The following is a 15,536-nucleotide window of genomic DNA, read 5'->3' as shown; positions in this document are numbered from 1 at the left end:
TGCTCGTTGAACGAAAAGAAATCGAACGGTTTCTCGAACTGGTTGCGGTAGGTCTGTTCGCTAGATTGGCTAAAGCGACCCAGCTGTAAGAAATTTATCCTACCTTTGATACTCAAAATGTGCCAAAGAACGCTTACAACAAAATCTTTGCGAGTTTTATTGAGTTTATTAAAACAGTCATTGTTTAATGTGCTGTATATGTAATACTTAACAATATTACTGACCTTAGGAATCATGCTTAGAAAATTACTGGAATAATCTTTTAAGATACTGATTTCTAAGGTCTTATTCAAATTTATTCACGCCTATTTTTCTGATTGTCAAATATTTACACTAGTTATTACCGAACTATTGAATAAAATACATCGGATATAGCCAAGTTGAAACTAAGGGCGTTATGATTACCCCAAAGAGCCCAGAGGTAGACCTCGGTATCATTACGTTAAGTCCTACATCACAAGCTGTTGAAGGAGTAACTATAACAGGAAGAAAAGAGATGATGACCCACAGCCTCGACAAAAAAGTGGTAAATGTAGAAAAAGACTTAGCCAATATAGGTGGATCGGCATTGGATGTAATGCAAAACGTCCCATCTGTCACCGTAGATTTCGATGGCAATGTGAGCCTTAGGGGAAGCTCAAACGTCAACATCCTTATCGATGGAAAACCATCGCAGATGACAAGCCTCGATCAACTTCCTGCAGCAATGATCGAAAGTGTGGAGGTTGTAACAAACCCTTCGGTGAAGTATGATCCCGATGGTATGGCCGGTATTATTAACATTGTTCTTAAAAAACAAAAGATCACCGGAACCAATGGCATGGTGTCGCTAAACGCAGGAACGAATAATCGGTACATGGGATCAGTCAACCTGAACTTTAAAAAAGATGCTTGGAATTTCTTTACCAATATAGACTACCGCCATTTTACCATGAGCGGATACAGCAACTCCACCAGCAAAAACGATTTTGGATCGGTGGCCAAACTAGACCAAGTTGGCGATTTTGACCGAAAAATGGATTTTGGCGGAGCACGCTTCGGAGTAGACTATACCTTTGGTTCGAAAAACACGCTATCTTTTACCTCTTGGTTTAATGGTAGAATTGTGGCGGGTGATGACCTCCTTAAGAGCACCAGCTACGATGGGCTTAACCAAGTAAGCAACTACTACCAACAAAAGCGACATTCAACATCAAAGGATGGTATTGAATCCGACATCACCCTAAGCTATCGAAAAGAGTTTGAAACAAAAGGCAGAAATCTAACGGTAGATCTTTTCGTATCGACTGGAGATGAAATATCGAACTCAGACCAAACAAAAGACTTCTATAACAATATCTACACCTTACCTGCATTGGAAAAGACCGAAACCCTTAGCCCAGGCTTGTCCTACACCTTGCAATCTGATTATGTAACCCCTATTGGCAATGGAGGCCGGCTTGAGACAGGAGTTAAAGCCGACATAAAAAACCCTACGAATGATTATTCTATATGGAATTATAACTACACAACGAACATTTGGGATTTAGACACCCAATACTCCAACGATTTCGATTACAAGTTGCAGGTATATTCAGCCTATGCTAGTTATTCCAACACCTTGGGTAAACTTGCCTACACAACAGGAATAAGAGTTGAGGAAAGCCATTCTGAATCGAAGCAAAAGACAACTGATCAAAACTACAAGAAAAATTTAATCAGCTATTTCCCTTCGCTTCACCTCAAATATACGATAGTTGAGAATCACGATTTAAGTTTGAGTTACAGCCGAAGAATTAACCGGCCACGCAGCAGGGTATTAAATCCATTTACCATAAAGCAAGATCAAGAGAACATAAGCTATGGCAACCCAACAATCAACCCCGAATATGTAAACTCCTACGAAATTGGCTATGGTTTTCAGAAGAACAAAACAAACGTAACCACAACCTTCTTTTACCGCCAAACCGACGATGTAATTGCCCAACAGGTTAGCCTAAATAATGGCATTTACGAAACCACCTATGATAACCTCAATAAATCGGTGAACTATGGGTTTGAGACAGTCGCCTCTTCCCCTCTATTCAAATGGTGGCGGGTAAACGCAAGTTACAGCTACTTCCATGCCGAAATTGACGGAGCTGGAGTTACTTCCGACGCCAAGAGTTCCAACAGTTGGACAACAAAGGCAAGCAGTTCAATAACCCTTCCATTCAAAATTGAGTTCCAACAAAGTTTCAACTACCGATCACCTATCGTTACCAGCGGCACTGGCGGACATGGATTTTCGGCTGGCGGACAAGGAAAAATGAAGGAGATGTGGTCGATGGATATGGGTCTTAAAAAAGATATAATGAAAGGAAAGGGATCATTATCCTTGCGGATAAGCGATATTTTCAAAACAACCACCTACTACTCGACCACCTACGGTACCAACTTCGAGCGCAGCTACGAACGGGGTCGCGATAGCCAAATGATCTTTGTTGGGTTCACCTATAAAATCAATGATTATCGACGATCTTCCAAAAAACAAAGTGACACTAACGATAATACCATGGATGATTTTCAGTAATACAACTGATTAAAATCAAGAAAAGCCTCATCCTAAAAAGTTGAGGCTTTTCGTTTTAAAATACAAACTTTCAACAGCATCATATCGAAACAGTTAGAGATTAGTATTACAATAGATTACCCACTATCTACTTTAACTCTGTTTTTGGATTCCTAGTTGAAGTGACAATAAAAGGGACTGGTGTATCTCTCAATCTTTTTCAGAATCTAAGATGTAGGTTCATGTGCAAAAAGGGCATTAGGAAGCGCCCTACTGCCCTTTTAATTGTACAGACAAAACTACTATTCCTTGACAGTAGGTTCGTTTTTATGTGCATTATTCACTTTGATATTTCTACCTGAAACTAAAGAGTCATTTAACTTCTCAATTGCCAGTGCCGCCTCGCTATCGTCGCCCATCTCAACAAATCCATATCCCTTCGATCGTCTGGTTTGCTTATCAATGACCAACTTTGCACTAACTACACTTGGGTAATCAGAAAAGACCTGTTTGAGATCATCTTCCTTAAAGTTATAAGGGATGTTTCCTACGTAAATAACCATACACTAAGAGTTGTTAAATGAAACATTAAATAAAGATAATACAAACAACGATGCATGTCAATAAAAAAAGCACCCCAAAGGAGTGCTTTTTGAATAATTTTGACGAAAACTGACTATGCAAGAGTAGCTACCATGATAGCTTTAATCGTATGCATCCTATTTTCGGCCTCGTCGAACACAATAGAAGCATTCGATTCAAAAACCTCATCGGTTACTTCCATTTCGGATAAGCCAAACTTCTTGAACATCTCTTCACCCACAGCAGTCTCTCTATTGTGGAATGCAGGTAGGCAGTGCATAAACTTAACGTTAGGATTTCCGGTTGCATCCATAGCAGCCTTGTTCACTTGGTAAGGTTTAAGCAATTTCACGCGCTCTTCCCAAACGCTATCTGGCTCGCCCATGGAAACCCATACGTCGGTATAGAGAAAATCACAGCCCTTAACACCTTCTTTAACGTCTTCAGTCAAAGTGATCTTAGCACCGGTTTGCTTAGCAATTTCACGGCATTGAGCTACTAAATCTTCCGTTGGCCAGCATGCCTTAGGAGCAGCAGCACGGAAATCCATACCCATTTTCACCGCGCCTACCATAAGAGAGTTACCCATATTGTTCTTGGCATCGCCGAGGTAGCAAAAAGCCACCTTATTCAAAGGCTTATCGGTATGCTCACGCATGGTAAGGAAATCGGCAAGAATCTGAGTAGGGTGAAATTCGGTGGTTAAACCGTTCCACACAGGAACCCCTGCATATTCGCCAAGGGTCTCAACAATTTCTTGTGAGTAACCGCGGTATTCAATACCATCATACATACGACCTAGAACCCGAGCGGTGTCCTTCATCGATTCCTTTTTCCCAATTTGGGAACCAGAAGGACCAAGATAAGTAACGTGTGCACCCTGATCGAGAGCACCCACTTCAAAAGCACAGCGAGTACGAGTAGAATCCTTCTCGAAAAGAAGAACAATATTCTTACCCTTAAGCATTTGCCTTTCGGTGCCAGCATACTTTGCGGCCTTAAGATCGGCAGCAAGGTTCAGCATGAAATCAATTTCCTTAGGAGTGAAATCGAGCAACTTTAAAAAGTTACGATTCTTTAAATTAAACGCCATAGCAGCTATTTTTTAGTGTTATAATTTTAAGCGAAATTAAGGAAATTAATCCTCATATTCGAGAGTAATCTTGGTTCCGAAAGATTTATCTGAAAGTTTGGTGGCCTCAGTAATTACACTCTTATGCCCACCTTGTTCAACAAACGAAAGGCAAGCTTTAATCTTTGGAGACATATTCCCCTCGCCAAACATTCCATCAGCAAGGTATTGATCGGTATCTACCTTGTTAAGGAACTCGAGCTTTTTCTCGTTTGGTTTCTTGTAGTTAATGTAAACGTAAGGCACATCGGTAAGGATATAAAACTCATCAGCCTTAATACGATTAGCCAGCAGTGAGCATGCAGAATCTTTATCAATTACCGCTTCCATGGGACGAACATCGCCCACCTCGTCGATATAAACAGGAACACCACCACCACCGGCAGCAATGACAATTACCCCTTCGCGAGCAAGTTCTTCAACGATACGCTCATTCATAATTCGCATTGGCTTCGGTGAAGCAACCACCCGGCGCCAACCTGTCCCGGTATCCTTTACTTCCTCCTTGAAAACCCAGCCTTTTTCTTTCGCAAGCACATCGGCCTGTTCCTTAGTATAACTTTTACCAACGCGCTTGGTTGGATTGTTAAAGGCAGGATCATTCTTATCCACCACCACAGAGGTTACAAGACAAACAACTTCCTTTTGGATCCCATGCTTGTGAAGCACGTTACGAAGCATACGCTCAATCATGTATCCAATACCACCCTGAGAATCGGCAACACAAACATCCAACGGCATTTGAGGAATACCATAATTTTGCTCACCTGCATCATTGCGCATTAGGATATTTCCAACCTGTGGACCATTTCCATGGCCAATTACTAGGCTATATCCCTCCTTGATGAGATACACTAAATTTTCGAGTGTGTCCGAAGTGTTTTGCTCCTGCTCATCAATAGTACCTGCCTGATTTCCACGGAGCAGCGCATTTCCACCTAACGCCACAACAGCTAACTTATTCATATACAGTATTTTGATTTATTGACATGAAAGTAACAAATCTAAAAATTGTTTTCCAATTAACAAATACTCCTAAGCGATAACAAATGCGAACCACTTTCTTACAGGTCAAATGTACGAATCAATAAAACCAATAAAAAAAACGTGAAATACTTGTCTAGGTTAGTGACAGCTGCAAAAGATTTTCTTAAATTGCAGAAAAATACTGCATGCAACTTCGCCAAACATTACTTAGCATCTGTTTTATAACAGGTATAATTCTTACAGGATGCAACCCTACCATATCACTCAAAGATGAGGGAACCATCGTTTACGATATTGTATACGCAAAAGAGCGTCAAAACAAAGTTTCGGACAAAACGCTTCCGACTAAAATGATAATAAAATACAAAAAGAATAAGTTGCTTAACCAAATTGAGGGCATGGGAGGAATGGTTACTCTTACCTATATTCAAGATAAGGACCTCAACCGAAGCCATTACTTAGTGAAATTGCTCAACAAAAAACTATACTATACCGACAGTCTTGGGGAGATAAGCACTAACTTCATGTATGCAAACTCATCCGGAATAATCATTACTCCAAGCCATGAGAAACGGGAAATACTAGGATATCTCTGTAACTCTGCAACAATTCAGGTTGGAGACTCAGGAACAACAAAGTTCAATATTTTCTATACGAGCGAAATTGGCCAACCCAATCCAAATCAAGACACTCCCTTCGAGCCAATAAAAGGAATTATGCTCGAATTTGGAATGATTCTTTCGAAGGTTCATGTAAATTTAGTGGCTAGTTCAATCGAACCGGGTAACGTTGAACCCTCTGAATTCAACATACCAACAGATTACAAGCGAATGGATAAGGAGACGCTCCTTGAAGTGTTCAAACTGTTTAACCAATAGATTTTTGAATCGTTAACAAATTATCTATTCGGTTTTCCCATATTTTACTTAGCTTTGCATGTTACAATGCAAATCGTTAAGAACACCCTAATTGTTTAGGAGCAAATTAAATGGGAACTAAAAGCAAATCACAAGAGCAAACAGAGAATAGAACAGGATTCTTCCACGACGAGCGTGTTTGGTTTATTTCGGGCATGTTCGCCTGTCTGTTTTCAATATACCTTTCACTGGCCCTTATCTCCTTCATTTTCACCTGGCAGACTGACCAAAGTTTTGAGTGGCAGAATGTTTTTTCCGCATCAAGCGTTAGCGTTGATAACTGGGGAGGCAAGATTGGTGCCTTTTTTGCGAATATGCTCATCAGTGATGGCTTTGGAATTGGTGCTTTTGTCATCCCACTTATCCTTGGTTTGGGTGGCCTTCGATTGATGAAACTTCGCCCCTACCCATTCCGAAAAGCAAGTAGAACCTTACTCATTACGGCGATACTAACATCGCTAACCCTTGGATACCTCTTTGGATCGGCACAAGGGTTATTTGGGAATGGTCTCGGAGGCGCTCATGGAGTATTTATGGCTCAGTGGATGAATAGCCTAATGGGGAAATTCGGAACAGGTCTATTCCTGTTCTTTGCCGCGGCAACCTTCTTGACATTTACCACAAAGAACACATTCCACTGGCTCAACTTTGGTGTAGGAGCAGTGCATACAATGCTCAAAAAAGACGAAACCGCAACCAAGACAGCAGAGGAAGCAGAATGGGAGGCCAATGGAAATGAAGATGGAAAACCAAATACAATTTCTAAAATTCAAGAAATAGAAACTCCGACGACACCAAAAACCAACATTAAAAGACCCGCCGAAGTTATATTCGAAACGAACATAGACAAAACGGAAAAATCCAATATTATAAGTCCAGATGAAGAAGTTGGCAACAACATTACTGACGCATCAGTAATCGAGGCAGCCATAATGCCTAATGATCATCAAGCAGATGAGAATACAAATGATGAATTTGTCGATAATAGTGGGGAGATACAACTCACCGTTGAGAAAATTGCCGAAGAAGACCAAGTAGAAATCGCCCATAGCGATCAAGATTTTTACGACCCCACCCTTGATCTTTCTGGTTATCAACGACCTCCAGTTGAGTTGCTAGAAGAATGGAAGAATCCAGAACTTACAGTTTCTAACGACGAGTTGATTTCCAACAAAAACAAAATTGTGGAAACGCTTGCCAACTATAAGATTCAAATCGACAAGATCAAAGCAACCATTGGTCCAACTGTTACTCTCTACGAGATAGTACCCGCCCCAGGAGTTCGCATCTCAAAAATAAAGAATTTGGAAGACGATATTGCGCTAAGCCTTGCTGCCTTAGGCATTCGTATTATTGCCCCAATCCCAGGAAAAGGGACAATTGGAATAGAAGTTCCAAACCTTAATCCCGAGGTGGTTTCCATGCTTTCTATTATTAAATCGGCAAAGTTTCAGGAATCGAAATATGATCTACCGCTTGCTCTCGGGAAAACCATTAGCAACGAAACCTTTATGCTTGACCTCACCAAAATGCCTCACCTTTTGGTGGCAGGTGCAACTGGTCAAGGTAAATCAGTGGGATTAAACGCTATGCTGGCGAGTTTGCTCTACAAAAAACACCCCTCCCAGCTTAAATTCGTGTTGGTCGACCCAAAAAAGGTTGAGTTGACATTATACTCCAAGATTGAGCGTCACTTCTTGGCAAAGCTTCCCGATTCAGAGGAACCAATTATAACAGACACCCAAAAGGTAATCTATACGCTCAACTCCCTCTGCAATGAGATGGATAGCCGCTACGACTTGCTTAAGTTGGCGCACGTTAGAAACATTAAGGAATACAACGAAAAATTTGTCTCCCGTAGGTTAAGCCCAACAAAAGGACATAAATTCCTGCCATACATCGTGGTGGTAATTGATGAGTTTGCCGACCTTATAATGACCGCAGGCAGAGAAATCGAGACACCTATTGCGCGGATCGCCCAGCTGGCAAGAGCCATTGGTATCCATTTGATTATTGCCACACAACGCCCTACCACCAACATTATCACAGGCGTTATTAAAGCAAACTTCCCTGCCCGTATTGCATTTAGGGTATCCTCCATGATCGATTCAAGAACTATTCTTGACTGCCCTGGAGCAAATCAACTTATTGGACGCGGAGACATGCTGGTTTCTACTGGTAACGACATCATCCGCGTGCAATGTGCATTTGTTGACACGCCCGAAATCGAAAGAATTACCGATTTTATTGGAAACCAAAGAGGTTACTCCTCGGCCTTCCTTCTGCCAGAGTATAAAGGTGACGAAACAATAGAAGGCAACGAAGTTGACCTCTCGAAAAAAGATGATCTTTTCGAAGAAGCAGCTCGGGTTATCGTAATGAACCAGCAGGGATCAACATCCATGATTCAAAGAAAATTCTCTATTGGTTACAATCGAGCAGGAAGGATAATTGACCAACTCGAAGCTGCGGGTATCGTGGGCTCCTTCGAGGGAAGTAAAGCTCGACAAGTTTTGATTACCGATGAAATATCACTCGAACACATCCTCAATAATCTCAATAACAAATAATTAAACTATATAATATGAAAAAACTGCTTTTTTTAGCTCTACTGATGCTCCCTGCGTTGGCATTTTCGCAAAAAGACCAACGAGCAAAGGAAATTCTCGATGATTTTTCGAAAAAGACGAAGGATTACAAAACATTATACTGTGAATTTTCCTTCACGCTCGAAAATACACAGGAGAATATCAAAGACACCCAAAAAGGGAAAATCACCATTAAAGGAAAGAAATACCTTCTCGACCTGATGGGCACCGAGATATACTTCAATGGAAAAACCAAATGGACATTCCTAAAGGAAGCAAACGAGGTGAACATCCTTGAACCAAAGGAAGGCGATGGTGGCTTCCTCGACAATCCATCTCGGTTATTTACCATTTACGACCGCGAATTCAAATACAAATTTAAGGAGGAGTCTACAGTAAACAAGACACCTGTTTATGTAATCGACCTCTACCCTAAAAAAGTAGGTGTATCATACACCATTGTTCGATTCTCTTTCAACAAGACAACATTAGAGCCGGTGCAGATTAAGTATTTCAGCAAGGACGGCAACCGCTACACCCTCGACATAAAGGCGCTTACGCCAAACAAAGAAGTGGATGAGAATCTCTTTTCCTTTTCACCCGCAAAGCATGCTGGAGTTTCAGTTAACGACTTACGATAGAGTTCGTCCTAAAATCGTGGATTAAACATCTATTTATAGTTTAGCCTATTTCAAAATGGGTTATAAAAAAAGAGAGCGGTTAGGACCGCTCTCTTTTTTATTGTGGATACACTACTCTTACGTGGTACATATTCAGTAATTTCTTCTTAAAAACGGTCTTTATAGTGGTTATATCTTTAAAGGTTATATTGGCTTCATTAAACTGATCTTCCATTTGCTGAAAATTCACAATACTTTCGACCAACTCATCGATTGTCTCCGGTGAAACAACAGATAAGCTGCGCGATGAAGCTTCAACAGCATCCGCCATCATAAGAACTACAGTCTCTTTAGTCGTTGGTCGGGGGCCAGGATAGTTAAATGCACTTGCCAGCTTGCCATCAGGATACTTATTCCTATAGAGTCGATAAAAATATTGAACCTTCGAAGTACCATGATGGGTGCGGATAAAGTCGATAATGGGATCAGGAAGTTTATATTTTCTTCCAATAGTAACGCCATCGGCAACATGTCGAATTATGAGACTGGCACTCTCTTCAAACTCGAGGTTGTGGTGAGGATTAAACTCCGATACCTGATTCTCAATGAAATACATAGGATTATTTAACTTTCCGATATCGTGGTAAAGACCTCCTAGTTTTGCGAGCAACGGATTGCCCCCAATTTGAAAAACGGCAGCCTCGGCAAGGGTTGAGACTTGAAGGGAGTGCTGAAAGGTTCCGGGAGCCTCTTCGGCCAAACGGCGCAAGAGCGCCTGGTTATGATCGGACAATTCAATAAGCGTGGTATCCGATAAAAAACCAAAGATCTTTTCGAAAAGATAAACCAGCTGGTAAGACACTAAGATCAAAAATGCATTGCCCGCAAACCAAACATAATCGAACCATGCTATGCCAGTAAAGCCACCTTGCTTTAAAACCGTAAGTGCAAAATAAATGGATGCATAAACGACAAAGACCAAGCCACTGGCTACAAATAATTTCCCTCTCCGATATGAATTGGTAAGGCTAAGAATGGCAACGACCCCAGCAATAAAATTAAGAAATACAAATTCGAAGGAGTTAGGTGCCTGGAAACCAATTAGCATTACGATTATCAAGTGAATAAACAACGCCAATCGGCTATCGTAAAACGTTCGAATAAAAATGGGAACAACAACGAAAGGAACAATGTAAAGGCTTATCCCATCGCTTTTTAGAACGAACGAAGATATTCCAATCATTGCCACTACTAAAAGAAGAATAAAAAGACACTTACGGAGCGATTCCAGTATTTCTTTTCGATAGTAGAAAAGGAATAGGTAAAGAATAAATACACACAATCCTGTAAGAAACGCATGGCCCATAACCAGAAGATAGCGCTTACCCGAAAATCCAAGACGCGCCTCATACTCCTTTTTTAACGATTCCAGAACCGAAAAATCATAGGCGCGAATAGGATCACCTTTCGAGATTATCCGAGTACCGCTTTGAATCATTCCTTTTGTTAGCGAGACAGAAGAGAGTATCTCCTCACGCATTTTATTACTAATTTTCTCGCTGTAGATAACATTCGGGCGAACCTCTTTGGTTAATCCTACTTCGGCAACAAAACTGACAGCATCTGCTCTGTTATAAAAAAAGTTTTTTGATAAAGAGTTAACAATTCGTTCAACGACATTATCTGCCGAATAGAGTTCCATTGAAAGGGTTTCGTCGGCGATTCCTCTGTGCAAAACAATTAATGGAACACTCCTTTGTCTCTCCCCAAGATATTGATTTAATTCAAGATTAGACACAACACCACGGTTGTAGCACCATTCAATCTCCTCATGAACGTAACTCAACAATAGTTTTTCTTTATCGGAACTGTTCGTAGCGGAATTACTCAATTCTTGACCCTTAAATGCGCTCCCCGTTTGCTGACGCATTTTGGAGAAAAAACCAGCAAATTTATCTTCCAATTTCCGCATCACTTCTGGGGCAACACTACTATCGTATTCAAAAAATGGCCGATACGCTTTAAAAAGCGAGGCCTTTTCTTCAATCAATTCAGTTTCATTCTTATAGATAGAGAAATCGAAAGGGGCAATGAGCGTTTCGTGCATCCACGGCCTACCCTTTTGAAATTCAAATCCAAATCGACCCTCCCTTGGAAGAATCAAGATTATAAAGACCGTTGCTGCAGCGAAAAGAAGAACCCGTAGAATTGGTCGGAGCGTATTTTTATTCAGCTTAATCATGAAAACTCTTTTTGTAAGTGGTAAATTTATTAACTTACCTGCATCCAACAAAACTAACAAATTTCAGCCGATAATGGGTCAATTTCCTTTCAAATATCAGATGGACAGCATTAAGGCAATTGCCTGCGAGGCTATTGTACCAATGCGCCATGAGGCAAACGAGCGCTCCGAAATGGTAACGCAGCTGCTTTGGGGTGAGCCAATTGAGGTTATCGAATCCAATGGCAACTGGGAATTGGTGCGATCAATGGTAGATGAATATCAGGGTTGGGTGAATCGAATCATGATCAAAGAATTGTCGAATGAGGAGTTCACAAGGCTAATTGATGCTTCCTTTACAATTGTGGCGAAAGACACGCTTTGCCTCTTCGATTCAAATACCCACCCAAACTTACTCCCTACTGGCTCCTTTTTTTACCACATCGATAGCAACAAAGCAAAAGCAGCAGAGGAGTTTAATAGAGTAATTCAACCAATTATAGAAAATAAGCCGGCTTGCCACTCGGTGGTGGACCGTGCGGAGGCATTTATTAACTCGCCTTACCTCTGGGGCGGTAAAACAACCTATGGAATAGACTGTTCCGGATTGGTTCAAATTGTTTTTCGAACGATTGGAACCTATTTGCCACGCGACGCATCACAACAGATGCAATACGGCACTACCATTAGTTTTATTAACGAGGCACTACCGGGAGACCTCGCATTCTTCGACAACGATGAGGGTAATATTATCCATGTTGGAATAATCACAGGAAATGGAAAAATAATCCACGCTTCGGGAAGAGTAAGAAAAGACAATATTGACCACCAAGGAATATACAATACAGAAAGTAAGAATTACTCTCACAAACTACGTATAATCAAACGATTATCGAAATTAAAAACTTTTTGGCTATGATACGTCACCAACTATTAGTCGTTTTTATTGCCATTGTGGCAATTGCCTTCATTATCTATCGACGTCATTTTCACGAGAAAAACGGTGAAGAGAAACCAGATGAAGAACAAGATAGACACAAGCCGTAACCTGCTATTTCCGATACGTTTGACTCAACTCATAACATTGAGTCCTGGTTCTTTCAAAAAATGAGTCATAAGACCCATTTATTTCTACTGTATCATTCCAGCACTAACAGTAACATTTGTGCCTTCATCTATTAAAATAAGGCTTCCGGTATTTCTATTGTCACGATAAGAGTCAAAGAAAATAGTCTTTGTCAACTTTAATTTTACCAGAGCAATATCATTCGGACCGATTATTTTGTCGGCATAATCCTTCTCCAGCGTGTTTATATTTACCTTATAAACCACCTCTTTTACAATACATCGCAAATCGGCACTGGTATGCTTCAACCCATATTTTCCGCCAACAATTAGGGGTAACTCGTTTAACCAGCATAGCATTACCTCCAAATCCTGCTGTTGTCGGGGCTTCTCACCTACCTTTACAATAATGTTTCCACGGCTAACATCTATATCATCCGCGAGACGAATAGAAACAGACATAGGTTGACGTGCCTCATCTAAAACATCCCCAGCAAAATCAATGGCAGCAATAGTGGAGGTTAGTCCAGTAGGCAATACAGCAACCTTATCGCCAACACGAAAAACTCCACCAGCAACCCTACCACCGTAACTTCTGTAATCGTGGAACTTATCGCTTTGCGGTCGTATTACATTTTGAACAGGAAACCGAGCCGCTTCGCTTAACTCCTCACGCACAACCTCAACTGTTTCGAGAAAAGCCAACAAAGGCTGGCCGGTGTACCATGGCATATTCGTGGATGGTTCTACCACGTTATCGCCATGCAATGCACTGATAGGAGTAAACCAGACTTGGCGCAACCCAATTTTTGTTGCGAGTATCTCTAAATCTTTTTTGATAGAATCGAAAATAGGCTGGCTATAATCTACCAAATCCATCTTGTTGATGCAAAACATAACCTGCGGAATGCCCAACATTGCGGCAATATACGAATGTCGAATGGTTTGCTCCAACACACCCTTACGTCCGTCGACAAGAATTAATGCAAGATTTGCGGTAGACGCTCCAGTCACCATATTCCTAGTATACTGAATATGCCCAGGAGTATCGGCAATTATAAACTTACGCTTAGGGGTAGCAAAGTAGCGGTAGGCAACATCAATCGTAATTCCTTGTTCACGCTCAGCACGTAAGCCATCGGTAAGTAAGGCCAAGTCAACATGATCGTCGCCACGCTTAACGCTAGCTAGCTGTATAGCCTCCAATTGATCTTCGAAGATTGCTTTGCTATCGTAAAGCAAACGACCAATCAAGGTGCTTTTTCCATCGTCTACGCTACCAGCAGTGGTAAAGCGTAACAATTCCATATCCAAATACCCACGAGTCGAACTATTGCTGCTATCTATGTTGGTAAACATCTGTTTTCAGTCTAAAAATAACCTTCTACTTTTCTATCTTCCATTGCTGCTTCCGACCGTTTATCATCAATACGAGATCCACGTTCGGTTACTCTGGTTGCAGCCACCTCCTCAATAATATCTTCCAACGAACTGGCCACCGACAACACGGCACCGGTACAGGTCATATCGCCGATGGTTCGAAACCGAACAACTCTCTTTTCAACCTTTTCGGTAGGCTTTAAAGGCATATATGGAGATGCAGAATAGATGACCCCATCCCTATCGAAAACCTCACGCTCGTGAGAGAAATAGATTGAAGGTAGCGCAATTTTCTCTAATAGAATATACTGCCAAACATCCATCTCGGTCCAGTTGCTAATTGGGAACACTCTGAAATGTTCGCCCATATTCTTTCGCCCATTGAATAGGTTCCATAATTCGGGCCGTTGATTTTTAGGATCCCACTGCCCAAACTCGTCCCGATGTGAAAAAAAACGCTCCTTTGCCCTTGCCTTCTCTTCGTCGCGACGCCCTCCGCCCATGGCGCAATCAATCTTAAGTGACTCTATTCCATCGAGAAGAGTTACAGTTTGCAACTTATTTCGGCTCGCATTAATTCCCGTCTCTTCCACCGATCGACCTTGATCAATAGAATCCTGAACCAACCTAACAATAAGCTTAACGCCAGTCTCTTCCACCAGTTTATCCCGAAAGTCCAACGTTTCCTGAAAATTATGGCCGGTATCGATATGCATAAGGGGAAAAGGCACTTTTGCAGGCCAAAAGGCCTTTTGAGCGAGATGAAACATTACAATAGAATCCTTACCACCAGAAAAAAGCATGGCTGGATTCTCGAACTGCGCCACCACTTCCCTAATCACAAAAATCGATTCGGCCTCAAGTTCGCGAAGATGATTCAAATGAAACTTACTCATAAAACTATGCTATCTTAATTCGGTCAATTACGGAGGTAAAAAGTTGATCAACACTCTGATCAACGGAACAACCCTCAGTGTTTAGTAACACATCTGGATGCAATGGAGCTTCAAATGGAGCATCAATTCCAGTAAAATCTTTCAACTCGCCTGCACGTGCCTTATGGTAGAGTCCTTTAACATCTCTACCTTCGCAAATACGAAGAGAAGTGCTCACGTAAACCTCGTAAAAATCGAAGGAACCAATAATTTGTCGTGCATTTTCGCGCATCTCGATTTCGGGACTAACAAAGCAGCAGATTGTAATAACGCCACATTGGGCAAAGAGTTTTGCCGTCTCGGCAATTCTGCGAATATTCTCATATCGATCCTCAACAGAGAAACCAAGATTAGAATTAAGTCCCGAACGAATGTTATCCCCATCGAGAACTTGCGTTAAGAATCCAAGTTCATGCAGTCTTTTCTCAAACTGGAGGGCTATTGTTGTTTTTCCACTCCCAGACAAGCCGGTAAGCCAGAGCACAACACCATGCTGATTAAGCTGTTCCTCTTTCTGTTTACGAGAGAGCATTTTATCGAAAATCGGAAAGAGATTCTCTACCATTCCCATAGGTTTTA

At 41.3% G+C, this 15,536-nt stretch carries 13 protein-coding genes and 1 pseudogene; 6 read left to right on the top strand and 8 right to left on the bottom strand.

What is annotated here, in order from left to right; genetic code table 11:
* Positions 1 to 236, bottom strand: a pseudogene (locus BLS65_RS18600) (hypothetical protein); the annotation flags it as partial.
* Between the two features lie 161 nt (positions 237 to 397).
* On the opposite strand from BLS65_RS18600, the gene BLS65_RS04335 reads away from it, so the two are divergent.
* Positions 398 to 2,551, top strand: a complete 2,154-nt coding sequence (locus BLS65_RS04335) for an outer membrane beta-barrel family protein (protein ID WP_092436239.1) — start codon at positions 398 to 400, stop codon at positions 2,549 to 2,551.
* A gap of 281 nt (positions 2,552 to 2,832) precedes the next feature.
* On the opposite strand, the gene BLS65_RS04330 is transcribed toward BLS65_RS04335, so the two are convergent.
* The 3 genes from BLS65_RS04330 to arcC all read right to left on the bottom strand — a co-directional run bounded on the left by BLS65_RS04330 (position 2,833) and on the right by arcC (position 5,210).
* A complete protein-coding gene (locus BLS65_RS04330) occupies positions 2,833 to 3,093 on the bottom strand; it encodes an RNA recognition motif domain-containing protein (protein ID WP_092436237.1) in 261 nt (86 codons plus the stop codon).
* Between the two features lie 113 nt (positions 3,094 to 3,206).
* The gene (gene argF / locus BLS65_RS04325) at positions 3,207 to 4,205 is read right to left on the bottom strand and encodes an ornithine carbamoyltransferase (protein ID WP_092436235.1); all 999 of its coding nucleotides are present in this window, start codon (positions 4,203 to 4,205) and stop codon (positions 3,207 to 3,209) included.
* 45 nt (positions 4,206 to 4,250) lie between these two features.
* Complete coding sequence (gene arcC / locus BLS65_RS04320) at positions 4,251 to 5,210, bottom strand: carbamate kinase (protein WP_092436233.1); 960 nt, start codon at positions 5,208 to 5,210, stop codon at positions 4,251 to 4,253.
* 206 nt (positions 5,211 to 5,416) lie between these two features.
* Here arcC and BLS65_RS04315 point away from each other — a divergent pair, with 206 nt between their 5' ends.
* The 3 genes from BLS65_RS04315 (at position 5,417) to BLS65_RS04305 (ending at position 9,377) form a co-directional block, all read left to right on the top strand.
* A complete protein-coding gene (locus BLS65_RS04315) occupies positions 5,417 to 6,109 on the top strand; it encodes a hypothetical protein (protein WP_092436231.1) in 693 nt (230 codons plus the stop codon).
* A 110-nt stretch (positions 6,110 to 6,219) separates the two neighbouring features.
* On the top strand, positions 6,220 to 8,718 hold the full coding sequence (locus tag BLS65_RS04310; RefSeq protein WP_092436229.1) for an FtsK/SpoIIIE family DNA translocase: 2,499 nt from the start codon (positions 6,220 to 6,222) through the stop codon (positions 8,716 to 8,718).
* 14 nt (positions 8,719 to 8,732) lie between these two features.
* Positions 8,733 to 9,377 (top strand): outer membrane lipoprotein periplasmic chaperone LolA1, encoded by a 645-nt coding sequence (locus BLS65_RS04305; protein WP_092436228.1) that lies wholly within the window; start codon positions 8,733 to 8,735, stop codon positions 9,375 to 9,377.
* Between the two features lie 97 nt (positions 9,378 to 9,474).
* On the opposite strand, the gene BLS65_RS04300 is transcribed toward BLS65_RS04305, so the two are convergent.
* Positions 9,475 to 11,598, bottom strand: coding sequence for an HD family phosphohydrolase (locus BLS65_RS04300; RefSeq protein ID WP_092436226.1), 2,124 nt, complete (start codon positions 11,596 to 11,598; stop codon positions 9,475 to 9,477).
* On the opposite strand from BLS65_RS04300, the gene BLS65_RS04295 reads away from it, so the two are divergent.
* Both BLS65_RS04295 and BLS65_RS18890 read left to right on the top strand, forming a co-directional pair.
* Positions 11,597 to 12,496: a C40 family peptidase gene (locus BLS65_RS04295; RefSeq protein WP_092436223.1), complete on the top strand. Its 900-nt coding sequence runs from the start codon at positions 11,597 to 11,599 to the stop codon at positions 12,494 to 12,496. The genes BLS65_RS04300 and BLS65_RS04295 overlap by 2 nt on opposite strands.
* Positions 12,493 to 12,624: a hypothetical protein gene (locus BLS65_RS18890; protein ID WP_262507979.1), complete on the top strand. Its 132-nt coding sequence runs from the start codon at positions 12,493 to 12,495 to the stop codon at positions 12,622 to 12,624. The genes BLS65_RS04295 and BLS65_RS18890 overlap by 4 nt, the downstream gene beginning before the upstream one ends.
* A gap of 84 nt (positions 12,625 to 12,708) precedes the next feature.
* Here the strand turns inward: BLS65_RS18890 and BLS65_RS04290 are convergent, their stop codons facing one another.
* From BLS65_RS04290 to cysC, 3 genes are read right to left on the bottom strand one after another with little or no spacing between them, the layout of a single operon-like run.
* Positions 12,709 to 14,001, bottom strand: a complete 1,293-nt coding sequence (locus tag BLS65_RS04290; RefSeq protein ID WP_092436221.1) for a sulfate adenylyltransferase subunit 1 — start codon at positions 13,999 to 14,001, stop codon at positions 12,709 to 12,711.
* An 11-nt stretch (positions 14,002 to 14,012) separates the two neighbouring features.
* Complete coding sequence (cysD, locus tag BLS65_RS04285; RefSeq protein ID WP_092436219.1) at positions 14,013 to 14,918, bottom strand: sulfate adenylyltransferase subunit CysD; 906 nt, start codon at positions 14,916 to 14,918, stop codon at positions 14,013 to 14,015.
* A 4-nt stretch (positions 14,919 to 14,922) separates the two neighbouring features.
* Positions 14,923 to 15,522, bottom strand: a complete 600-nt coding sequence (gene cysC / locus BLS65_RS04280; RefSeq protein ID WP_092436246.1) for an adenylyl-sulfate kinase — start codon at positions 15,520 to 15,522, stop codon at positions 14,923 to 14,925.
* Positions 15,523 to 15,536: the final 14 nt, after the last annotated feature.

The organism is Williamwhitmania taraxaci (genome assembly GCF_900096565.1).
In the GTDB taxonomy this organism is placed as follows: Bacteria; Bacteroidota; Bacteroidia; order Bacteroidales; family Williamwhitmaniaceae; genus Williamwhitmania; species Williamwhitmania taraxaci.
This window is presented reverse-complemented; position numbering and strand designations above follow the sequence as displayed.

Coding starts and splice junctions, on each gene's coding strand:
- BLS65_RS04310 (WP_092436229.1), top strand. CDS start 6,220: ATGGGAACTAAAAGCAAATCACAAGAGCAAACAGAGAATAGAACAGGA.
- argF (WP_092436235.1), bottom strand. CDS start 4,205: ATGGCGTTTAATTTAAAGAATCGTAACTTTTTAAAGTTGCTCGATTTC.
- BLS65_RS04300 (WP_092436226.1), bottom strand. CDS start 11,598: ATGATTAAGCTGAATAAAAATACGCTCCGACCAATTCTACGGGTTCTT.
- BLS65_RS04335 (WP_092436239.1), top strand. CDS start 398: ATGATTACCCCAAAGAGCCCAGAGGTAGACCTCGGTATCATTACGTTA.
- cysC (WP_092436246.1), bottom strand. CDS start 15,522: ATGGTAGAGAATCTCTTTCCGATTTTCGATAAAATGCTCTCTCGTAAA.
- cysD (WP_092436219.1), bottom strand. CDS start 14,918: ATGAGTAAGTTTCATTTGAATCATCTTCGCGAACTTGAGGCCGAATCG.
- BLS65_RS04290 (WP_092436221.1), bottom strand. CDS start 14,001: ATGTTTACCAACATAGATAGCAGCAATAGTTCGACTCGTGGGTATTTG.
- BLS65_RS04305 (WP_092436228.1), top strand. CDS start 8,733: ATGAAAAAACTGCTTTTTTTAGCTCTACTGATGCTCCCTGCGTTGGCA.
- BLS65_RS04295 (WP_092436223.1), top strand. CDS start 11,597: ATGAAAACTCTTTTTGTAAGTGGTAAATTTATTAACTTACCTGCATCC.
- BLS65_RS18890 (WP_262507979.1), top strand. CDS start 12,493: ATGATACGTCACCAACTATTAGTCGTTTTTATTGCCATTGTGGCAATT.
- BLS65_RS04315 (WP_092436231.1), top strand. CDS start 5,417: ATGCAACTTCGCCAAACATTACTTAGCATCTGTTTTATAACAGGTATA.
- BLS65_RS04330 (WP_092436237.1), bottom strand. CDS start 3,093: ATGGTTATTTACGTAGGAAACATCCCTTATAACTTTAAGGAAGATGAT.
- arcC (WP_092436233.1), bottom strand. CDS start 5,210: ATGAATAAGTTAGCTGTTGTGGCGTTAGGTGGAAATGCGCTGCTCCGT.